The sequence below is a fragment of the Marinobacterium sp. xm-d-564 genome, from assembly GCF_013283345.1.
Lineage (GTDB): Bacteria > Pseudomonadota > Gammaproteobacteria > Pseudomonadales > Balneatricaceae > Marinobacterium_E.
In genome coordinates, this window is sequence record NZ_WBYO01000004.1 from 94,245 (window position 1) to 115,196 (window position 20,952).

Consider the following 20,952-nt stretch of genomic DNA (forward strand, 5'->3'; position numbering starts at 1 on the left):
AGTTAAAAATGATGATTCCAGCAATCGGTCAATTTGACCTTCATATGCACAGTAATGTTTCCGATGGCACCTTAAGTCCAACGGAGTTAGTGCAGCGCATCTCCAAAACCGATGTGAAGGTCATGGCATTGACGGATCACGATACCTTAGGTGGATTGGCTGAAGCGAAAGCGGAAGCAGATCGCCACGGCATCCAGTTTATAAACGGTGTTGAGTTGACCTGTGACTGGCGTGGTCGCGTTATTCATCTGGTGGGACTTGGCTTCGATCCCAGTTCTGACAAGTTTGACGGTTATATGGATCACTTAATCCAGCTCAGGTACCAACGTGCAGAGAAGATTGCAGAGCGATTAGAGAAGCGCGGTGTTGCTCGAGGTCTGTTTGACCTCGCTAAACAGTATGCAGGAGAGGGTCAAATTGGTCGCCCCCACTTTGCACAGGCGCTATTAGAGCTGGGTAAAGTCGAGTCGATGCAAGAGGCCTTTGATAAATACTTAGGTCAAGGTTGTGCGGGCGATGTTAAAGCGGAATGGCCTGCCATCGAGCAGAGTATTGCTCTGATTAAAGAGGCCGGTGGTGTGGCGATTCTGGCTCACCCCACCAAGTACAAGATGACCTTCACTAAGCTTCGTGAACTGATGGCAGACATGCTTTCAGCGGGGGCTGATGGGTTAGAGGTGAGCTATCCTGGTGTGACACCGGGTCATCAGCATGAACTGATTAAGTTGGCTGATAGGGCGGGATGTTGGGTCTCAGCAGGTAGTGACTTCCACTCTCCGGATCAACGTTGGACTGCACTTGGTCGTTATCCCCATTTTGATGCGCAACGAGTCATCGTTGAGCAGTTATGTGCCTAACGGCACGGAGTTATTATGAGCCAGTTCTTTTCGATTCACCCCGACAACCCGCAAGCGCGATTGGTGTCACAGGCTGTTGAAATTCTGAATAAGGGTGGAGTGATTATCTACCCGACGGATTCAGGCTACGCACTAGGCTGTCACCTTGGTGATAAGAACGCCATGGAGCGTATCCAGCGTATTCGCAGGCTCGATGATAAGCATAACTTCACGCTGGTCTGTCGTGACCTCTCAGAGATTGGAACCTACGCAAAGTTAGGTAACAGTATGTTCCGCTTTATTAAGTCACATACTCCTGGTGCTTATACCTTCATTCTCAACGCGACGACGGAAGTGCCTAGACGCTTAATGCACCCTAAGCGCCGTACCATAGGGATTCGCATACCGGATAATAAAATTGCCATGGCCATCGCAGAAACTTTGGGTGAACCTATCATGAGTACGACTCTGATCATGCCTGATGAAGAGATGCCCCTGACCGATCCTTATGACATTCGCGACTTGCTAGAGCATGCGGTTGATCTCGTTATTGATGGCGGCTACTGTGGTATGGATCCAACGACGGTGCTAAACCTGACAAATGACGAAGTTGTTATTGTGCGTGAAGGTGCAGGACCTACCGATACATTCTAAATGAGCTCGATACTCTTCTGTTCCTGTGAGGATAGAAATCCCGCTTCAATAATGGCGATTTGATCGACAACAGATTCCAAAGGTACGGGGTTGTCTGCAACACCCTCTATAAAGCCTTTAACCTGCTCAAAAAACTGGGCGTAATTGCCTAGCTCTGTTGTGACCCTCTCATCGCCTTGTTCGTTATGCAGTCTGCCAAAGTTAGCAAACTCCTCTGCGGCCCAACTTGGCGTAGAGAATGCTTTGCCGTTAATGAGTTGAGCCTCTTGGGGATCCATAGCATATTTCACAAATCGACCTTGGGTTCCCTGAACATCGAATCTTAGAGGGCGGCCAAAGCAGAAGGGTGAGCTGTGCAGTTTAACGACTGTGTTTGAGTAGTGAAGCAGTACATCAAAATAGTCATCAACAGAAGCTCCCTCCCTTAACGTCCTGATATCCGCGGTGACGGCTGAGGGTTTACCAAAGAGTTGCAAGGCTTGGTCAACAAGGTGAGGCCCAAGATCAAACCAGATGCCCGCTCCCTCACCGGGAAGTTCGCGCCAGCGAGTTTTAGGGATTGGCCTGGCACGATCAAAGTGCGACTCAAAACGTCTGATTTCACCCAATCGACCTGACCTAAGTAGCTTTTTAAGGGTGAGAAAGTCACCATCCCAGCGTCTGTTTTGAAAGATGCTGACCGAGCCCGATGATTCCTTCTCTAAACGAATTAACTCGTTCAACTGTGAACTCGATGTGCAGGCGGGCTTGTCGAGGATAACCCGCTTTCCGGCTTTAAGCAGAGCCTGAGTGATCTCAAAATGGGAATCGTTTGGAGTGGTGACAATGTAGAGTTCCGCACTGCTCGATTCGAGCATCTCTTGATAGTGGCGATAGGCGATCATCTCAGGCCAGTACTGTTTGGTCTCGGTTGCATTAGATCCGCTAGCTGCAATCAGTTCATAGCCATCAAGTGTTCTTAAAAAAGGCTCGTGAAAGGTTTTAGCTGCAAATCCATAGCCAATGATGGCGGTTTTTATCGTCATTAAATGCTCTATTTCTTAACTCGGGGCTTGGGTCCACTTATTGAAACAGGTTAATCTGTGTCCTTAATTTGAACAAGCTGTTTGATCGGTTTTAGGAGTGGGTTTTGGAGTTGTTAGTCGCGTTAGGTTTCAGTGTTGTTGTCATAGTTGTGGGTTATCTATGGCACCGCTCATCCCTTGCCCATAGACTTTCAGAGGTGGCTCAACAGCAAGTGCAGCTTGAATCTAAGTTGGCGGTGGTCGAGTCTCAACTGACCTATAAAGGGTCCCTGATTGCAGAAAAGGAGTCCCGTCTATCTGAGTTAAAAGGCGAGTTGGAGGTTGAGAGGCAGCAGTCGGCTCAGTTACGAAACCAGCTAATGCAGTTGGGTGAAGAGAAAGCGCGTCGTGACACTGAACTTGAGCAGAAAGAGGTGCATTTCGCTCAGCAGATCAAACAGCTGGAAGAGAGTCGTACCCTTTTAAAAAGGGAGTTCGAAGCGCTGGCGCAAGAGATTCTTGAAGCGAAAGGGAAGAGCTTTCAGGAGCAGAGCCAACAGCGTTTGGACGCTCTGTTAAAACCGATGACGTCTGAGATGAAAGGGTTCAAAGAGCGCATCGAGAAGATACACCAGTTTGATAACGAGCAGCGCTCCAAGCTGACGACGGAACTGCAGCAGCTAAAAGATCTCAATGCGAAAATTACTACGGAAGCTGAGCGACTCAGTTCCGCGCTTCAGGGTCAGAAGAAGATGCAGGGTAACTGGGGTGAGCTGATGCTCGAAAATGTCCTCGATTCCAGTGGATTGCGCCGAGGTAAAGACTACAAGCGTGAAGTCAGCATCAATACTGAAGAGGGGAGACAGCGCCCTGATGTTGTGGTCTATCTTCCACAGAACAAGCATTTGATTATTGATGCCAAAACCTCACTGTCTGCTTACACACGCTATGTTAATGCCGAGGATCCCCATGAACGGACTCAGGCGCTGAAAGAGCATGCTGAAGCGATGCAGGCGCGCATTAAAGAGCTATCCGACAAAAGCTATTTCAAGCTCAATGGGCTCAACTCGCCAGAGGTGGTTGTGATGTTTGTGCCGATTGAGTCGGCTTATGTTGAAGCCCTCAAATACAATGAGATGCTATTCCAAGAGGCGATTGAAAAGCAGGTACTGGTGGCAACGCCAACGACGCTATTAACGGCTTTGAATATCGTTCGTCAGTTATGGCGCTTTGAAGATCAATCCAAACACAGTGCTCAGCTGGCAGATCGCGCTGAAAAAGTGTACAGCAAACTCAGCTCTTTTCTTGTCAGTATGCAAGATGTGGGGCGTAAGCTTGATAGTGCTCGCACCAGTTATGATAAAGCCTTGGGTCAGCTCTACTCAGGTAAGGGGAACCTCATCAAACAGGCGGCTGAGTTTAAAGAGCTGGGTGTTTCTGTTCAGAAAGAGCTACCGGCGGAGTTGGTTGAAAAAGCCTCGCTTGAATTAGAATCTCCCTATACAGCAGGCGCATCAGACACATCTGACCCAGTAAGAATTGAGCCTCAACAAAACTCTGATTGAACCTCGGTGATCAGGTGCGCTAACGCTTTTACTCCTGGAGTGGATGTTTCTCCATGCGTCAGTATTAGATAAAGCTCTGCAAAGCGCTCGTTGCCTTCTGCTAAATTGAGGGGTTTTAACGCTCCGCTGGCGAGGTGATTTGCAATCAGCGCTTCGGCGTACCAGGCGAACCCCATACCCTTAATAGCAGCCTCAATAGAGAGATCGGGCGAATCGAGCGTCCAACGCTGATTGGCCCCGAGCCACCCCGCATCAATATTACGAACGCCTGTGTCTCTCACGACGAGTTGTCGGTGCTCTTGAAGCATTTCGAGGGTAATGGGTGTCTCAATTTGATGCAGTGGGTGAGAGGGGGCAGCGGCCGCTACAAACCTAAATCGTCCTAAACTCTGACCGACAAACCCTGGTGGCACGCGACCACCGATGACTATATCGGCATTCCGCTCTAGCAGAGCCTGCTCAGAACCGCTAAGAACAGAGCGTTGATAGTCAATCTTGGTCTGCGGTTGCTGTTTTGAAAAACGTTCTAGCGCCTCGAGAATGATGCTGTTCGGGTAAATTGCCTCAATACGAAGTTTGATACGAGCCTCTGCGCCCAATGCAAACTGACTGGCGAGAGTCTCAATGCGGGTTGCTCGTGCGATCAGCTCGCGGGCATGAACAACTAACTGTTCACCCTCTGTGGTCAAGACCGCACGCCGACCTTGAGTGGTGAAAAGTATTACGCCGGTACTCTGCTCAATCTGTTTGATGGCATAACTTAGTGTTGATTGGCTTTTATTGATTGATTCGGCTGCTTTCGCAAAGGTTTCGCTATCCGCTACAGCAATCAGAGCTTGCCACTGTTCTAAAGATATCATCTCATTTCATCTAATATATCGATCATATAAATCTAAATTTTGCTATTTATCATCGAAATTATAGATGAGATTATCACCTCATCAAACAGATAATTTTTTAAAAGGATATTGAAATGGCGACTCTACTTCATATTAAAACCTCTCTATTTGGTGACAATGGTCAGTCAGCGCAACTGGCGAAAAGCTTTGTTGATAAATGGCTGGATGAAAACAGTGATGGCGTGGTCATCGAGCGTGATCTAGCTAGTGATCCTGTACCTCATTTGGATGCTTACCGAGTAACAGCATTGAATAGTCCGGCTGAAGAGCGTGACGCTGAACAGAGTGCTATCGTTGAGTTTGCTGACGCACTGCTTGCTGAAGTTAAATCGGCTGATACGATTGTTATCGGTTTGCCAATGTACAATTTCAATATTCCAAGTCAGCTTAAATCCTGGTTTGATCACCTGGCTCGTGCTGGGGTGACGTTCCATTACACAGAACAAGGCCCAGTAGGTCTAATCGAAGATAAACCCGTATACCTAGTTGCAACTCGTGGTGGTCTTTACGCAGAGCAGGGTCAGGATTTCCAGGTTGATTTTGTAAAACAGTTCCTAGGCTTTATTGGGCTTAAAGATACTCGTCTTGTTTTGGCTGAAGGGCTCGCGATGGATACGCATCGAGATCAGTCACTAGAACAGGCTCGAGCAGCGTTTGTGTAAACGGCTGAAACGACAATAAAAAGGAGAATCGTTATGAACCGAGTGATTAAGCGTCGAGTGCCCGGCGTCGACAGTATGGATGGTGCTGGGGTTCGGATTCGTCGCAGTGTAGGCAAAAGCCAATTCGCTCGCATCGATCCATTTCTGATGTTGGATTGCTTCTCGTCAGACGATCCTGATGACTACATTGCCGGTTTTCCTGCCCATCCGCACCGTGGTTTTGAGACAGTCACCTACATGCTCGATGGCTTAATGAAACATCGTGACCATATGGGTAATGAGGGGATCCTGCGTCCAGGGAGTGTGCAGTGGATGACAGCGGGGCGCGGTGTGATTCATGAAGAGATGCCTCAGCAAGAGAACGGCTTAATGCGCGGATTCCAGTTATGGGTCAATCTACCTGCAAGCGAGAAGATGAAGCCGGCGGCTTATCAAAATATTGAACCCGAGGAGATCACCGAGATTCAACTACCTAATGCCTTCATTCGATTGGTGGCGGGTTCGTTTGAGTTTGATGGTCAGCACTACACTGGGCCAGTGTCAGGGATCAGTCGTCAGCCCATTTTTATGGAGGTTCGTTTATCACCGAATGCCGAGCTTGAACTGCCTGTCGCTGAGAACCTGTCAGGTTTTGTCTATCTATTCGAAGGGACGGGTTATCTTGCTGATGATAAGCTAGAGATCCATGAGGCAGCCGAGTTGTCCGACGGTGATGCGATTCAACTGACAGCGGGTGCAGAGGGGGCGAGACTGATGTTGATTGCGGGTGAAGCGATCGGTGAGCCAATTGCACAGTATGGTCCGTTTGTCATGAATACAACGGATGAGATAGAGCAGGCGATTGCCGATTATCGTGCCAACCGTTTGACAGGTTAGAGGTTTTAACGGGGAGGGTGCCTAGAATTTAATCAGTTGACTCAAATATTCGAGGAAAATTGTAATTTTTTCGAAATGAGGGGTTGACGGCTAATAGGGTGCTCCGTATTATTTGCGCCTCCTCACAGAGGAACGCAATACATTAAGTGTTGTCCCATTCGTCTAGTGGCCTAGGACACCGCCCTTTCACGGCGGTAACAGGGGTTCGAACCCCCTATGGGACGCCATCCGCGGGAATAGCTCAGTTGGTAGAGCGCAACCTTGCCAAGGTTGAGGTCGCGAGTTCGAGCCTCGTTTCCCGCTCCAATGTATTGTCTACGACGTCCCATTCGTCTAGTGGCCTAGGACACCGCCCTTTCACGGCGGTAACAGGGGTTCGAACCCCCTATGGGACGCCATTTTTGCGGGAATAGCTCAGTTGGTAGAGCGCAACCTTGCCAAGGTTGAGGTCGCGAGTTCGAGCCTCGTTTCCCGCTCCAATCTCCTCTTCTTAATGTCTCTTATCGTCTAACGGCGTAATCATCATATTTCGTAGCTGAAGATAGTCGATTGTTGCATCTTGTGACTCTTGCTCGAATCGTGCTTCGTCGAGTGCTTGGTACTGTGCAATCTCCTCATCGCCCAGATAGTGAATACAATCACCGCCAAATAGCCAGAGTAAATCGCGAGATAGCAGGGGTAGGTGTTGTGGGAATGCTCCCACGATTCGCGTCATTAGGGTCTGGCCCAGTTCAAACGCGTCCGCTGAGTGCTCTTCGTAGGCAGCGATTGTCTGTTCAAACAGCGCAAGCAGCTCATCGGACTCCGTTGTTAAGGTTTCGTCACTGTTGAAAGGTGGCTGCTTTATCAGGTTGTTATAGCCAAGCTTCAGTAGATTTAGATGAAATTGATGAAAATCGGTCAACGGATAGTCCCTGTTTGTCTGTATAATTTGCGTTTAACTATGAATACGTTACTGAGTTAATTTTCTCAAAGGTTAGCACTGAATGGAACTTGCTCTTCAAATTCGTGGGTTGGAAAAAACCTACGGGAATGGCTTTAAAGCGCTTAAAGGGATCGATCTGGATGTAAAGCAGGGCGATTTTTTCGCTCTGCTAGGTCCCAATGGGGCGGGTAAATCGACCACCTTGGGTATCGTCACATCCTTGGTCAATAAAACGGATGGTAGTGTGTCAGTCTTTGGCCACAATATTGATTCTGACCTGACCCAAGCAAAGCTCTGCATGGGCATTGTCCCTCAGGAGTTTAACTTCAACTTCTTTGAGAAAGTTGAAGACATCGTTGTGACTCAAGCGGGTTACTACGGGATCCCCTCTTCTATCGCCAAAGAGCGTGCAGAGCACTACCTAAAAGCCTTGGGTTTATGGGATAAACGTGACAATCGAGCACGCCAACTCTCAGGTGGTATGAAACGTCGTCTGATGATTGCTCGTGCGTTGGTTCATAACCCTAAATTGCTGATTCTGGATGAGCCGACTGCAGGCGTGGATATTGAGCTACGTCGATCGATGTGGGAGTTTCTTACCAAGATCAACGAAGAGGGCACGACGATCATCCTGACGACTCACTACCTTGAAGAGGCTGAGTCACTCTGTCGCAATATCGCGATCATCGATCAGGGTGAAATTATTCAAAATAGTTCAATGAAATCGTTGTTGGCTAAACTGAATAACGAGACCTTTATTCTAGATCTTGATCGAGATCTTAAGAGTCTCCCCGATCTCTATGGCTTGGAGGCGCGTTTAGTCGATGAGCATACCCTGGAAGTCGATCTGCCTAAGGGGCATGGTCTCAACAGCGTATTCGCGCAGTTAACAGCGCAAAACATCGCCGTGCTTAGTATGCGTAATAAAGCCAACCGTCTTGAAGAGTTGTTTGTCGAACTGGTTGAACACAAGGGGGCTAAATAATGAACGGAAATCTTCTTTGGGTTGCCTTCTCAACAATCGTAGTGAAAGAGGTTCGACGCTTTACTCGAATTTGGGTTCAGACACTGATTCCGCCTGCGATCACCATGACGCTCTACTTTATTATCTTCGGGAATCTGGTTGGCTCTCGGATCGGTGAGATGGATGGATTCGACTACATGCAGTTCATCGTGCCGGGTCTGATTATGATGTCGGTGATTACCAACTCTTACGGAAACGTCGTCTCGTCATTTTTCGGTACTAAATTTCAACGTCACATTGAAGAGCTGCTCGTCGCACCGGTGCCTAACTGGGTGATTTTGGCCGGTTACGTCATCGGTGGTGTTGCTCGTGGTTTAGCCGTTGGATTCATCGTCACTCTATTGTCGCTGTTCTTCACTGATCTGACGTTAGCGCACCCCTTTGTAACGCTCAGCATTCTGTTTTTGACTGCTGTCGTCTTCTCATTGGGTGGCTTCATCAATGCGATCTACGCGAATTCGTTCGATGATATTGCGGTGGTGCCAACCTTTATTCTGACGCCTCTAACCTATTTAGGTGGCGTGTTTTACTCAATCTCACTGTTGCCTGAGTTTTGGCAGGGGGTCTCTCAGCTCAACCCCATTCTCTACATGGTGAATACATTCCGTTATGGAATCTTGGGCGTTAGTGATATTGACGTCACCTTTGCGTTTGGCATGATCATTCTGTTTATTGCAGTGTTAGGTGGCTTTGCGCTGCACCTTCTAAACACAGGTAAGGGGATTCGAAGCTAATGAACGAACCAGAAAAGGTCCTCCACTCACCCCTAGGTAAAGAGACGGTCTACGCCAATCAGTACGATCCCTCACTGCTTTACCCCATAGAGCGAGATATCAATTGGCAAGCGCGCGGCGTTGATCGCTCCACCTTGCCCTTTTTTGGGGAAGATATCTGGAACAGTTATGAGATCAGTTGGTTGAACGCTAAGGGCAAACCGATTGTTGCACTGGCTCAGTTTCATATCCCAGCAACGTCGACGCATATCGTCGAGTCTAAGTCATTTAAGCTCTACCTAAACTCCTACAATCTGAGTCGCTTTGACTCTGCTGATGAGGTGGCTGCTCAGATGGCTAAAGATCTATCAGACGCGGCGGGCGGTCAGGTTCGGGTGACGTTGACCTCTCCTCAAGATGCGGTGCAGATTGAATCCTTTGACGGTCGTTGCATTGATGATCTTGATATCACGGTGGCTCACTACGAACCAGCTCCTGAGCTACTATCAAGTCAAGGTGAAAACGTCACCGAGACACTGATTTCTCACCTGCTTAAATCCAACTGTCCAGTGACAGGTCAGCCCGATTGGGCGAGCGTTCAAATCAGTTATAGTGGACCGAAAATAGATGAGGAGGGTCTGCTAGGCTATCTGATCTCCTACCGTGAACACGGCGATTTCCATGAGCAGTGTGTAGAGACGATCTTTATGGATATTTTAGAGCGTTGTCAGCCCGAAGAGTTGACGGTTTATGCGCGTTACGTGCGCCGAGGCGGTCTGGATATCAACCCTTACCGTAGTACGCTCGATACTTTGCCAAAAAATCCACGATTAAGCCGACAATAAGGAGCCCTGTGATGGATGCGATTGAACTGTTAACCCAGCGTACCTCTTGTGGCATGTTGGAAGCGCCTGCGCCTACAGCAAAGCAGCTGGAGCTGATGTTTCAGGCCGCATCGCGAGCGCCCGATCACGGTCTGCTTCGACCTTACCGCTTCCTAACCATTCAAGGATCTGCGCTTGATCGTTTAGGCCAGCTCTACCTTGATGCATCCTTAGTTAAGAATCCTGATATTGAAGAGGCGCAACGAAATCGCCTACTGAATATGCCTCTTCGAGCACCGATGATCGTGGTCGCGATTGCGGTGATACAACAGCACCCTAAAGTGCCTGAGATTGAGCAGGTAATGACAGCCGCCTGTGCCGCGCAAGCTGTGGTTCAGGCAGCTTACGCACAAGGTGTCGGAGCTATGTGGCGTTCGGGTGATCTGATGTTTGATGCGAATGTGCAGAAGGGATTGGGTCTTAATGACAATGAAGAGATCGTCGGCTTCATCTATTTAGGTCAACCAATGCGAGATCGCCAAGCTCCAGAAATGGATCAGTCCCTATATGTTGCGGAGTGGACGGGTGAGTGATCAGGCGTTTCTTAGTTGGCTGCATCAGGCCATTCCATTAACGGCTGCTATGCAGATTGATGAGATCGATTACACTGGCAATCAACTTCAACTTAGTGCACCGCTAGAACCGAATCTGAACGATAAGGGAACGGGCTTTGCGGGTTCCATAGCCTCCATCGCGACACTGAGCGGTTGGTGTCTGCTGACCTTATGGCTCAGAGAGCGTGGGATTGATGCCGATGTTATGATTGCCAAAAGCGAACAGCGCTATTTAGCCCCTGTCACCGATCGCCTGAAAGCGGTTGCGACACTGCCAGATGACGCTGTCGTTGAGCAGTTCTGGCAGCGTTTTCAAGAGAAACAGCGTGCGCGGCTACCAATCAGCGTCGCCGTGGGTAATGAGCAGACAGTGTTTGAACTGCAGGGTGATTACGCCGCTATACAGCGATAGGAGTGTGTCATGACGATCCATCAATATGCTTTGTCAAAAGTCAGTTGTGCCGGCTGTGTTCGATCAATCGAAAAGGCCTTGAATGCTTCTGATGATATCTCTGATTTTGCGATCAACTTCGCCGATCGAACAGCTACTGTTGAGTCGAATCTTCCAACCACTGAGGTTGAACAACTGATCATCAATGCTGGCTACGGTGCCGCTCTTATAGAGAATGAAGAGGATCTTGCGGCTCGTGATCAACAGAATCAACAAGAGCTAAAACAGACCTTCACTCATGCCTGGGTTGCGATTGGCCTGGGTGCATTTTTGATGGTTCAGATGTTGGCAGGCCTCATGCCGCCGGTGGAGAGTTCAGAGGGTCTGGTGAATGGCCTAATCACGGCTACACTCTCCGCGATGGTGATGTTCCACTCAGGTGGCCATATTTTCCGAGGGGCGCTTCAGAGTTTTAAACGTCTCGATTTTAATATGGATACACTGATTGCCTTGGGCACCGGGGTAGCCTGGCTCTATTCAGCACTTCTGCTGATGTTCATTCAATGGATTCCAGAGTCGATCCCCACGCAAGCCAGACACCTCTACTTTGAAGCCTCAGTTATGATTATTGGCTTCATCCTGCTGGGTCAAGCCTTAGAGGCTAAGGGGCGAAATCAGACCGCAGAAGCCTTGCGTCACCTAATGAATTTACAACCGAAAACAGCGCTAAAAGTGATTGAAGGTGAAGCCAAAGAGGTCTCTATTCAACTCCTGCTGCCTGGTGATCTGGTCCGAGTCCTACCAGGACAGACGATACCGGTTGATGCACTAGTAGTTGAAGGCAGTAGCTATGTTGACGAATCGATGCTGACCGGAGAATCTGTTCCAGTTCAACGTCAGATAGATGACCAAGTGACCGGAGGCACGCTCAATGGTGAGGGGGTTCTACTGGTTCGTGTGACCGAAGTTGGACAGAAGACTCGTCTGGCTCAAATCCTATCCTCTGTTAGAGAGGCGCAAAACAGCAAACCTGCACTGGGTAAGTTGGCGGATAAAATTGCCTCTATCTTTGTGCCCGTCGTCATTTTTATTGCTCTGTTGGTGTTCACAATTTGGTGGTTTGTTGGTCCAGAACCGACTTGGTCTTATGCCACTCTAGCCAGCATGACCGTATTAATTGTGGCCTGCCCTTGTGCGTTGGGTCTGGCGACCCCAATGGCAGTGATGGTGGGTGTGGGTCGTGCTGCTAAAATGGGTGTGCTTATTCGAGAGGGCGATGCCCTGCAGCGATCACAAGACCTGACCTGTGTCGTCATGGATAAGACCGGCACATTGACTCAAGGCAAACCCTCACTGACTCATCAGCATGCTGCACCTGAGTATGCAGCAATCGCCAAAACGCTTGCTTCACACTCTGAGCATCCACTCTCTAAAGCCTTAAGTCATTCACTCGAGGGAGGCGCTTGCGAGGTTGATCAATTCAGATCGATCTCTGGTTCTGGTGTGGAAGCGGTCATTGACGATGAAACCTATCGTTTGGGTAGCGGGCAATGGATGGAAACCTTTGATATCGATTCATCCGATTTTGTCTGTGATGCAGAAGCGTGGAGTGAAGAGGGCGCCTCATTGGTCTGGTTGTTTAATAGCAGCCGAGTCTTAGCCCTGTTTGCTTTGAATGATGCCCTTCGTGATGATAGTCAATCTGCCGTCGAGCGTTTCAAAGTGATGGGTCTTCGATTAGTACTACTGTCGGGCGATCACTCAGTGGCGGCTGAAGCGATCGCCAAACAAGCAGGCATTAGTGAAGTCATTGCCGGTGTTCAGCCTGAGCAAAAACTGCAGACAATCGCCCAACTTCAGGCCGAGGGTGAGGTGGTTGCTATGGTTGGGGATGGTATTAATGACGCCCCAGCGCTGGCGCAAGCGGATGTTGGTTATGCAATGGGTGGTGGTACTGATGTGGCGTTAGCTTCTGCTGATGTAGCACTGATGCAGAACTCTTTGCATGCGGTAGCGGATGCGATTCAGTTGTCGCGATTAACGGTCAACAATATCAAACAGAATTTGTTCGGCGCATTTTTCTACAATGTCGCGGCGATTCCTGTTGCTGCGGGTATTCTATATCCCGTGTTTGGTCTTTTACTCAATCCGATGATCGCCGGCGCAGCGATGGCACTGTCGTCAGTGACGGTCGTTGCCAATGCGCGCAGGCTGAACCAAGTGAACCTATCGCGCTAATCGATACGTTCTAGGCTCAAAATTGTGATCGGCTCTCTTGGTACATTCCGGTAGTAACTGACATTGCCGGTTTGTACCGCGGAAATCTTATCGACGACCTCCATCCCTTCTATGACTTTGCCGAACACCGCATATCCAGGGCGATTGGTTCGTCCATCAAGACCTAAGTTATCAACTGTGTTGATATAGAACTGCGCTGTGGCGCTATCAGGTGCTTGGGTTCGGGCCATGGCAATGGAACCTCGAACATTGCTCAGCCCATTCATCGACTCATTCTTAATCGGGCTGCCCGTGTTTCTCTCACGCATCTCGGCATCCATACCACCGCCTTGAATCATGAAGCCTGGAATGACTCGGTGAAAAACCAAACCCTCATAATGATCTTTGTCGACATAGTTCAGAAAGTTTTCGGTAGAGATGGGGGCTTTCTCATCGTTGAGTTCAAATTTGATCTCTCCCATGCTGGTCTGCATCACTACCTTAGGACCAGCAAAAGCCAGCGGAGCGGTTAGAACAAGTGAAGCGATGAACAGATTGTTCTTGAAACGCATCGATTATCTCCAAGTCGTTTTATACTAATTCTTTAGTCTAAGACTACCCAATTTCTTGCCGGCTGAGAACCACTTTTCTCTCGGTGTCGTAATCCAGACTATGATGTTAATAATTAGACAGTCTGTTTTTGTGATGGGGCTTTTTTTAGCGCCTATCCTGAATGCCTCTCAATTGGTTGGTCAGGCCAAGCTCTACCCAGAAGTCATCACTTACGATGTCTATCGCAAAGGTGAGCCGGTCGGTCACTACACACTTCGTTTCAGTGATATCACCGACGATCGGGTAGCCGCCGAGATCGAGATGGAGTTAACGGCGAAAGTCTTTGGTTTTTTTAACTATGAGTACCGATACCAGGCTAAAGAGGTTTGGCAAAATGATCGACTCACGCAGCTAAAGGTGAAAACGGTTAGCAACAAAAAAGAGTCATCGGTCACGGCCGTCCAAAAATCCGATGTTTTAGAGACAGTGGATAAAAAAGGGCGAGTGCATGCCTACCCAGCGGAGTTAATGACGACCCATCACTGGTATCGACAGATACTTGATCAGAAGCAGGTATTGAATAGTATCACCGGTAATATGGATGAGATTGCACCACAGTCTGTGGGCTCTGCGCTGTTAGATGCCCGAGGTGAAACCGTTCAATTGGATGGCTATCGCCTTGGCGGTGATCTGGATAGAACGGTCAGTTGGTACGATAGCGATGGGCGATGGCGAGCCCTTGAGTTTAGAGCCAAGGATGGGTCTGATATTCAGGTTATATGGAGTGGAGGTCAGCTGATTAAAGAGACCTCTCTAGCTCAGAATAGGGAGTAGCGTGGCTAGTCGAATTTGGATAATTGGAGGCAGTACTGGAATTGGCGCTGCGCTGGCTAAGGCTTACCTAGATGAGGGCTATCAAGTTCTAATCAGCGCTCGAAATGAAGAGCGTTTAGTTACCTTAGCCGAGTCTATTGGCTGCCAATCCATGCCATTGGATGTGACAGATCGCGATTCCTGTATTAAGGCTTGGGCCGATATTTGCCAAGAGTGCATGCCCGATAAAGTCATCATCAGTTCGGGTACGCACCAAGAGATGCCCGCCACTGAATTTAATGCAGAGAACTGTGAATCGCTAATGCAGGTCAATTATTTCGGGGTGGTCTACTTGCTGGAGGCGATACTGCCTACCTATCATAAATCAGGTGGGCAAATTGGTGTCATCTCCTCACTAGCAGGCTATCGAGGACTCCCTTATGCATCATCCTACGGTGCTTCTAAAGCTGCGCTGATCAATTTGTGCGAGTCCTTGAGAGTTGAGCTAGAGGATTCTAAGGTCGATATACGGTTGATTAATCCGGGCTTTGTTAAGACGCCCCTCACCGACAAGAATCAATTTCAAATGCCCGCGTTGATATCGCCTGAGCAAGCCGCTGCGGAGATTGTGAAAGGGCTGAAAGGGCGTAGTTTTGAGATCCGCTTTCCTAAACTCTTTGCTGCTACACTTGCCTTGTTGCGGCACTTGCCCTACAAACTCTATTTCCCTCTGGTAAAACGAGTCACTAAACGATGAATCAAACATCGGTACAACAATACGTTGAGCTTTTTGAGAACTTAACACCGGACAGTGTCACTCAGTTTGAATCACTGGTGACTCCAGATGTTCGCTTCGCCGATCCGTTTAATGATGTTCGTGGATTTTCGAAGATGTGTGAAATTCTGACCGATATGTTTGAGCGCTCAGAGGATCCATCGTTTACCGTCTTTGAATGGTTTGAACAGCCTGGAGCGGCTTATGTTCGTTGGGAGTTCCGTGCGAAGTTGCCAGTATTGGGGGTGTTTACAACAGAGGGGGTCAGTCGTCTCTCTATTAATGAGAGCGGATTGATTGCCGAGCATTTAGACTATTGGGATAGTGCACCTTTGTACATGAAACTACCCCTGTTAGGTCGAATTCTGCGCTCGATCAGAGCGAGAATGGCGCTTCCTTCATAGCATCGCCGCGCATAAAGCTGAGGGTGACGGTACCAATCGTGAATCCCCATTTTTTGACATAGGCTCTGTTGATCAGTACTCCGCCTTGTTGCAGCAACATCCAATCATCGAAGGTGACACGCCAGTTGCCGTCACCTACTTTTAAATCGATGTCATACTGCCAGTTCAAGGCATTCCCCTGGCTGGTTCCGGTTGCTGAACCAATAACGTCATCTGCTCGGCCTTCATAACGACCTGGATTGGATGATGTGATCTCCCAAATGCGCTGATCGCGCTCGCCGTCATCATAGAGGAACTGTTCATCTAAGGTGAGCCTTTGGCCATCCCAGTTTCCATCAATCTCAACTTGAAATTGACGTCTGATGGTACCAAAACGATCTTCGAAGATACCCCAAGCATAGACTTTGCCATTGAAGTACTCCTCTATCTTCAATTCTGGCTGCGATTGACTGATTTGATCGATCTGCATCTGTGAACACCCACTCAACATAACCATCAGTAAAACTGCTATCGCTTTTTTCAACGGATGGTCTCCAAACGCTTTTTAATTCTCTTATGTGTGTTGGCGCTCAACCTAAAGTCGCGAACCACTAACACGGCTATGACTTTAAATACGCTGGGGATAAGAGCGTAGATCAATGCGAGCGCTAAGGGTGTTTGACCCACCAGTTCAAGCAGACCAAAGGCGAGGGTGGCTGAAAGTGCCAGTGCCAGTTTTGTGATCATGTTCCACAGTGCAAAGAGCAAATTCGTTTGTGATTGTCCAAATCGCCAGTGATGGTAATCAGCGACGTCAGCCTGAATCGCATGGGGTATCGCCAGATCAGCTCCCAGCATCGCACCTGTTAATAGACAGATAGGAACGAACAACCAAGCAGTGTCACTACCCAGCAGGCTGGCGGGTACAAATACGACGGCACTGATAAACATGCCAGCTCGCCAAAGGTCTATTCGGTCTAGGGTTCGCGTCAGCTTAATCCATACTGGGATTGAGATGATACAAGCGAGAAAGTAGATCGCAATGTAGAGTGTTCGGTCACTCTCTGGCAATAACAGAACCATTGTGATGTAGAGCGGAAACAGCGTCGCAGGAACGCCATTCGCTAAACCATTAAAAAACCAAGAGATTGCTAGTCTCTTGGCTAAGCGATTTCGTTGAATCGGCCGCCATTTGGAGGCTGGATCTGTTTGAGAATCCTCTTTTCTAGTTAAGGGTTTTAAACGAACCTTAGCCATCAATAGTGTCAGTGTGATGGCCCCCAGTAGCAGTGCAATCCAAACAACGGCTCTGAGTGCTTCGGTGCTTGAGTAACCAAGATAGACCATCAGTGCAGGTATGAGCGCGGAGAGCAGAAGGCCTATCAACCCCAAAAACTCCCTAAACGAAGCGATCGTTATGCGCTCTTGTGCATCGCTGCTTAGACGTACTAGCCAGCTTAGGTAGGGGATTTGAATCAGCGTCCAGCCAAAAAAGAGACCGATTAATCCCAGACTCAGCGAGATGGCAGTATAGGATTCAGCTGGGTAAATCAGCAGCAGTGCAGACGGGATACAAATCAACCCACCTGCGATGATGACCGATCTTTGAGTTGTGTCTGATAGTCGGTCGTTCAACCTCCCTATAAAGGGATCTACGAGGAGGTCTGACACTCTTGCAAAAAACAGAATCAGTGCAATCAGACCAAGCGATAAGCCCCAGTGTTCGTGGTACCAAGTGGGTAGGTTGATATAGAGCGCTAGAGTTGGAAGTGAGAGCGGAAGAGCCGGAAGGGCATAAAATCCTATCTGGCTCTTCGATAGCTTAGTGCTGTACTTTGTAGAGTCCGACATCAATCGAACCCTCTCTAAACCCACCCTCACAGTAAGCTAGATAGTAAACCCACATGCGTCTAAAGCGCTCATCGAACGCTTCGGTCGCCTTGATGCTTGGCCAAGCGTTTAAGAAGTTTCGGCGCCAAATCTCTAGGGTCTTGGCATAATCCAAACCAAACAACTTCTGTTCACAGAGTTTTAGATCCGCTAACAAGATTTCTCCCTCTAGCGCGGTAGGGCTTGGCAGCATGCCGCCAGGGAAAATGTAGCGCTGAATGAAGTCGGCAGAGCTGCGGTACTGTTCAAAACGATCATCGGCAATGCTAATAATCTGCAGGACCGCGCTTCCCCCTTTTTTAAGACGCTTTTTGAGTGTCTCGAAGTAGGTTGGCCAGTGCTCTTCGCCGACCGCTTCAAACATCTCTATTGAGACAATGTGATCGTATTCACCTTGGATGTCACGGTAATCGATAAGCTGTAGGTCCGCCTGATTGTTTAAACCTAAGCGACTCATTCGATCTTTGGCAAATGCGAGCTGCTCTTTTGATAGAGTGATTCCTGTTACCTTGGCGCCAAACTCTTTGGTCGCTACCTCAGCAAAACCACCCCAGCCACATCCGATCTCAAGCACATGCTCACCGGCCTTAAGATCTAACATCTGGCAAATGGTTCGGTACTTGTTGAGTTGTGCCTCTTCCAGTGTCTCATCACTCTCAAACAGAGCTGAGGAGTAGGTGAAGCTTGGGTCTAACCACTGAGCATAGAAGTCGTTGCCTAGGTCGTAGTGGTAAGCAATATTTTTGCGGCTGCCCTTTTTCGTATTCGCACGGCCTAAGTGGCTTAAACGATTGAATAAACGCAGAAGGGGGTGGCCCTTTAGGATGTCATTCACTAAGTTTTCGTTGGCTAGAGCCCAGCGAATAACGCTGACCTCATCGGGTGTTTGCCACTCGCCATCCATAAAGCTCTCTGCAAAGCCGATAGATCCACCTCGGACAAGACGACGCAAGGATTTAAAGCTATTAATCTTAATGATGGCGTGATGTTCATTATCTGTCTGCTGGCCAAAGTCATGAATCATGCCGTTGGGTAGCTCAAGAGTCAGTCGCCCTTTAATCTGTCCATCGAGTGTTTTGTGCAACAGATTCAATGCGCGACGGTTGAACCAACCGAGAGACGACAGCTGCTGGTTGGAAAGGGTCGTAGTGTATTCAGAAGGACGCATCAGAAACCCTCGTTTTATTATCGATTAAAACCACTTGATGAGTCGTACCTTTGACTCGTTTTTGAAGTGGTACGCGTTTAAGCCAGAGTTGGAGCGCTTCCCAATGAATGCCAGCAATCACTTTTAAGGTCATCAAAGGGTATTTAAACAGGACTTTTAGCAGTGTTCTGTTCGTCAGCTCAGTTCGTTTACCAGTAAAGGTGGCGTGCAGAAGGGACCCTTCTGAGTCGGACTGTCGAATGCAGACAGAGACTCGCTGATGGGGTGCCAGCATGCGAAACTGATAGGGCGCCTTCATAGGCATAAATGGAGAGACGTAAAAGCTCTTTTCACTGCTTTGACGAATCTGATCACTCTTACTGTTGGTTGGGATCAGGTAGCTGTGTCGTTCACCGAAGGTGTTGTTTACTTCGTAAAGAATGACACCAAGGTTGCCGTCACAGTCGTAACAGTAGAAGACACTGAGTGGATTAAAGACGTACCCAAACATTCTGGGGTAGCAGAGTAATTTGATACTGTGACCATACTCAGACAGCTCGTATTGCAGCAGCTGCTCTCTCACCTGTTCAGCGAGGTCTCGGTCGCTCCCTTCGCCATGATCACGGTTTTTAAAGCTAAATAGATTCCAACGCTCTTTTGAGAACAGAGTCAGATTAGCGTCGAGGCTATCTAGCTCATCAAGGTCAATCAACATTGAGGCAACTGAGTAGATGAAACGGTGACGCTTAGGCTTGAAGCGGTGATGCATCACCTTGCCTTCATAGAGCGCGGAGCTAAACATTAGGCTGCGCTCTCGGATGTTTGCGTTGTTCTAACGGGCTCTTGAACATGAATACGTCCATTGGGGTTGTCGACGGTCCAAGGTCGCAAAGCGCCTCCGAGCTGTTCCGCAACTGCGAGGCCTGATTGGATACCATCTTCGTGGAAACCATAGCCCATCCAAGCACCGCAGAACCAACTGCGTTGTTGACCTTGAATGGCCCAAATCTCCTTCTGTGCCTCAATGGAACGTTGATCAAACGCAGGGTGGTCGTATAGGAAACTGCCAAGAATCTTATCGGCTTTAGGTTCTTCGATAGGATTGAGTGTGACAAACACATCTTGTTTGGTTTGCAGAGGCTGCAGTGCGTTCATCCAATAGGTCACTGCAAGCTCACCTTCGCCTTGATCGCTTGAGGCCAGATAGTTCCAAGCTGACCAAGCACCTTTACGGACTGGCATCTGGTTAGTGTCAGTGTGTAACAGCGCACGATTGCGTTGGTAAGGAAAGGCGCTCAGAAGTCGCTGCTCTTCCGGTGTTGCGTCAGACAGCATCTCAAGGGTCTGATCAGCATGACAGGCAAATACCACCTGGTCGAAGCGACGCTTCTGTCCGTGGTGATCGATCAGAGTAACTCCGTCAGCATCGCGTTCGACACGGTGTACGCGAGCATTCAAGATGACGCCATCACCCAGTTGCTCAGCGATTTTATTAACGTATTGGCGACTACCACCTATCACTGTACGCCACTGTGGGCGGTCCTTCACTTGAACGAGACCATGGTTCATGCAGAAACGCATAAAGGTCTCTGCAGGGTAGTCCAGCATCTTATCCATGGGCGTTGACCAGATTGCAGCGCTCATGGGCAGAAGGTGCTCATTAATGAAGGTTTGACTGTAACCCTCGCGCTCCAAAAGCTGTCCAAGCGTTAATTCGGCCAGACTAGGGTCGTTATGGAGTCGATCAGAATCTTTGTAAAAAGCTAAGATCTCACGAAGTAGACCCCAATGTTTAAAAGAGAGGAGGTTGCGGCGCTGTGCAAAAAAGCCGCCCAAGCCAGAGCCACTATACTCCACTTTGCCTTTCTCTAGTGAGACGCCGAAGGTCATATTGGTATCGGTAGTGTCTACTTCGAGATATTTGAAGAACTCGACCAGATTGGGATAGTTAACGGGGTTGAATACAATAAACCCTGTATCCACCGGAACGTTGCCTTCGGGAGTGTCGATCTCAACGGTATTTGAGTGGCCGCCAAGGCGATCATCTTTTTCAAAAAGTGAAACGTTATGGCGTTTACTTAAAAGCCAGGCGGCGGATAATCCGGAGATACCAGAACCGATAACTGCGATATTCAATGGTTTTAAAGGCCTTACATTCATTATTGAGTCCATGCAAAAACAAGCTTGA

At 48.7% G+C, this 20,952-nt stretch carries 23 protein-coding genes and 4 tRNA genes; 18 read left to right on the top strand and 9 right to left on the bottom strand.

The genetic code is table 11. From position 1 onward, the window contains the following. Window positions 1–8 precede the first annotated feature (8 nt). Window positions 9–857 (top strand): PHP domain-containing protein, encoded by an 849-nt coding sequence (locus tag XMD564_RS06035; RefSeq protein ID WP_173507988.1) that lies wholly within the window; start codon window positions 9–11, stop codon window positions 855–857. Between the two features lie 15 nt (window positions 858–872). After that, on the top strand, window positions 873–1,490 hold the full coding sequence (locus XMD564_RS06040; RefSeq protein ID WP_173494822.1) for an L-threonylcarbamoyladenylate synthase: 618 nt from the start codon (window positions 873–875) through the stop codon (window positions 1,488–1,490). Here XMD564_RS06040 and XMD564_RS06045 read toward each other — a convergent pair. Continuing rightward, entirely contained in the window at window positions 1,487–2,515 is a 1,029-nt protein-coding gene (locus XMD564_RS06045) for a Gfo/Idh/MocA family oxidoreductase (RefSeq protein ID WP_173507989.1), read from the bottom strand. The two genes, XMD564_RS06040 and XMD564_RS06045, sit on opposite strands and share 4 nt — an antisense overlap. A gap of 104 nt (window positions 2,516–2,619) precedes the next feature. Between XMD564_RS06045 and rmuC the strand changes: the two genes are divergently transcribed. Then, the gene (gene rmuC / locus XMD564_RS06050; protein WP_254445591.1) at window positions 2,620–4,059 is read left to right on the top strand and encodes a DNA recombination protein RmuC; all 1,440 of its coding nucleotides are present in this window, start codon (window positions 2,620–2,622) and stop codon (window positions 4,057–4,059) included. Here rmuC and XMD564_RS06055 read toward each other — a convergent pair. After that, the gene (locus XMD564_RS06055; protein WP_173481396.1) at window positions 4,041–4,919 is read right to left on the bottom strand and encodes a LysR family transcriptional regulator; all 879 of its coding nucleotides are present in this window, start codon (window positions 4,917–4,919) and stop codon (window positions 4,041–4,043) included. The two genes, rmuC and XMD564_RS06055, sit on opposite strands and share 19 nt — an antisense overlap. A 113-nt stretch (window positions 4,920–5,032) precedes the next feature. Between XMD564_RS06055 and XMD564_RS06060 the strand changes: the two genes are divergently transcribed. The 6 genes from XMD564_RS06060 (at window position 5,033) to XMD564_RS06085 (ending at window position 6,975) form a co-directional block, all read left to right on the top strand. Beyond that, window positions 5,033–5,620 (top strand): FMN-dependent NADH-azoreductase, encoded by a 588-nt coding sequence (locus tag XMD564_RS06060; RefSeq protein WP_173481395.1) that lies wholly within the window; start codon window positions 5,033–5,035, stop codon window positions 5,618–5,620. A gap of 33 nt (window positions 5,621–5,653) precedes the next feature. Further along, window positions 5,654–6,496, top strand: a complete 843-nt coding sequence (locus XMD564_RS06065) for a pirin family protein (RefSeq protein WP_173481394.1) — start codon at window positions 5,654–5,656, stop codon at window positions 6,494–6,496. Between the two features lie 151 nt (window positions 6,497–6,647). Beyond that, a tRNA-Glu gene (locus tag XMD564_RS06070) sits at window positions 6,648–6,723 on the top strand. A 3-nt stretch (window positions 6,724–6,726) separates the two neighbouring features. Further along, window positions 6,727–6,802 (top strand) — tRNA-Gly (locus tag XMD564_RS06075). A gap of 16 nt (window positions 6,803–6,818) precedes the next feature. Continuing rightward, window positions 6,819–6,894: transfer RNA gene (locus tag XMD564_RS06080), tRNA-Glu, on the top strand. Between the two features lie 5 nt (window positions 6,895–6,899). Continuing rightward, a tRNA-Gly gene (locus XMD564_RS06085) sits at window positions 6,900–6,975 on the top strand. Window positions 6,976–6,986: 11 nt separating this feature from the next. On the opposite strand, the gene XMD564_RS06090 is transcribed toward XMD564_RS06085, so the two are convergent. After that, window positions 6,987–7,400 (bottom strand): PA2817 family protein, encoded by a 414-nt coding sequence (locus XMD564_RS06090; protein WP_173481393.1) that lies wholly within the window; start codon window positions 7,398–7,400, stop codon window positions 6,987–6,989. Between the two features lie 82 nt (window positions 7,401–7,482). Between XMD564_RS06090 and XMD564_RS06095 the strand changes: the two genes are divergently transcribed. From XMD564_RS06095 to XMD564_RS06120, 6 genes are read left to right on the top strand one after another with little or no spacing between them, the layout of a single operon-like run. After that, a complete protein-coding gene (locus XMD564_RS06095; protein ID WP_173507990.1) occupies window positions 7,483–8,406 on the top strand; it encodes an ABC transporter ATP-binding protein in 924 nt (307 codons plus the stop codon). Continuing rightward, a complete protein-coding gene (locus XMD564_RS06100) occupies window positions 8,406–9,179 on the top strand; it encodes an ABC transporter permease (protein ID WP_173483389.1) in 774 nt (257 codons plus the stop codon). The genes XMD564_RS06095 and XMD564_RS06100 overlap by 1 nt, the downstream gene beginning before the upstream one ends. Continuing rightward, window positions 9,179–10,003, top strand: a complete 825-nt coding sequence (queF, locus tag XMD564_RS06105) for an NADPH-dependent 7-cyano-7-deazaguanine reductase QueF (protein WP_173481390.1) — start codon at window positions 9,179–9,181, stop codon at window positions 10,001–10,003. The genes XMD564_RS06100 and queF overlap by 1 nt, the downstream gene beginning before the upstream one ends. 11 nt (window positions 10,004–10,014) lie before the next feature. Next, a complete protein-coding gene (locus XMD564_RS06110; protein ID WP_173481389.1) occupies window positions 10,015–10,575 on the top strand; it encodes a nitroreductase family protein in 561 nt (186 codons plus the stop codon). Then, window positions 10,568–11,008 (top strand): YiiD C-terminal domain-containing protein, encoded by a 441-nt coding sequence (locus XMD564_RS06115; RefSeq protein WP_173481388.1) that lies wholly within the window; start codon window positions 10,568–10,570, stop codon window positions 11,006–11,008. Before XMD564_RS06110 ends, XMD564_RS06115 begins: the two co-directional genes overlap by 8 nt. A 9-nt stretch (window positions 11,009–11,017) precedes the next feature. Further along, on the top strand, window positions 11,018–13,225 hold the full coding sequence (locus XMD564_RS06120) for a heavy metal translocating P-type ATPase (protein ID WP_173507991.1): 2,208 nt from the start codon (window positions 11,018–11,020) through the stop codon (window positions 13,223–13,225). Here XMD564_RS06120 and XMD564_RS06125 read toward each other — a convergent pair. Further along, a complete protein-coding gene (locus XMD564_RS06125; protein ID WP_173481386.1) occupies window positions 13,222–13,776 on the bottom strand; it encodes a peptidylprolyl isomerase in 555 nt (184 codons plus the stop codon). The two genes, XMD564_RS06120 and XMD564_RS06125, sit on opposite strands and share 4 nt — an antisense overlap. Before the next feature lie 100 nt (window positions 13,777–13,876). On the opposite strand from XMD564_RS06125, the gene XMD564_RS06130 reads away from it, so the two are divergent. Genes XMD564_RS06130 through XMD564_RS06140 form a run of 3 tightly spaced genes read left to right on the top strand, consistent with a single transcriptional unit; the run spans window position 13,877 to window position 15,748 of the window. Next, entirely contained in the window at window positions 13,877–14,590 is a 714-nt protein-coding gene (locus XMD564_RS06130; RefSeq protein WP_173507992.1) for a DUF6134 family protein, read from the top strand. A gap of 1 nt (window position 14,591) precedes the next feature. Next, window positions 14,592–15,326, top strand: a complete 735-nt coding sequence (locus tag XMD564_RS06135) for an SDR family NAD(P)-dependent oxidoreductase (protein ID WP_371740253.1) — start codon at window positions 14,592–14,594, stop codon at window positions 15,324–15,326. Further along, complete coding sequence (locus tag XMD564_RS06140; RefSeq protein WP_173507993.1) at window positions 15,323–15,748, top strand: nuclear transport factor 2 family protein; 426 nt, start codon at window positions 15,323–15,325, stop codon at window positions 15,746–15,748. Before XMD564_RS06135 ends, XMD564_RS06140 begins: the two co-directional genes overlap by 4 nt. On the opposite strand, the gene XMD564_RS06145 is transcribed toward XMD564_RS06140, so the two are convergent. Genes XMD564_RS06145 through XMD564_RS06165 form a run of 5 tightly spaced genes read right to left on the bottom strand, consistent with a single transcriptional unit; the run spans window position 15,720 to window position 20,924 of the window. After that, entirely contained in the window at window positions 15,720–16,271 is a 552-nt protein-coding gene (locus XMD564_RS06145) for a DUF3833 domain-containing protein (protein ID WP_254445592.1), read from the bottom strand. The genes XMD564_RS06140 and XMD564_RS06145 overlap by 29 nt on opposite strands. Next, entirely contained in the window at window positions 16,268–17,578 is a 1,311-nt protein-coding gene (locus XMD564_RS06150; RefSeq protein ID WP_173498382.1) for an MFS transporter, read from the bottom strand. The genes XMD564_RS06145 and XMD564_RS06150 overlap by 4 nt, the downstream gene beginning before the upstream one ends. Then, window positions 17,550–18,785, bottom strand: a complete 1,236-nt coding sequence (locus tag XMD564_RS06155) for a cyclopropane-fatty-acyl-phospholipid synthase family protein (RefSeq protein WP_173481381.1) — start codon at window positions 18,783–18,785, stop codon at window positions 17,550–17,552. Before XMD564_RS06155 ends, XMD564_RS06150 begins: the two co-directional genes overlap by 29 nt. Beyond that, on the bottom strand, window positions 18,772–19,566 hold the full coding sequence (locus XMD564_RS06160) for a DUF1365 domain-containing protein (protein ID WP_173507994.1): 795 nt from the start codon (window positions 19,564–19,566) through the stop codon (window positions 18,772–18,774). Before XMD564_RS06160 ends, XMD564_RS06155 begins: the two co-directional genes overlap by 14 nt. Then, window positions 19,566–20,924 carry an NAD(P)/FAD-dependent oxidoreductase gene (locus XMD564_RS06165; RefSeq protein ID WP_173484610.1) on the bottom strand — a complete coding sequence of 453 codons (1,359 nt, stop codon included), beginning with the start codon at window positions 20,922–20,924 and terminating at the stop codon, window positions 19,566–19,568. The genes XMD564_RS06160 and XMD564_RS06165 overlap by 1 nt, the downstream gene beginning before the upstream one ends. Window positions 20,925–20,952 lie beyond the last annotated feature (28 nt).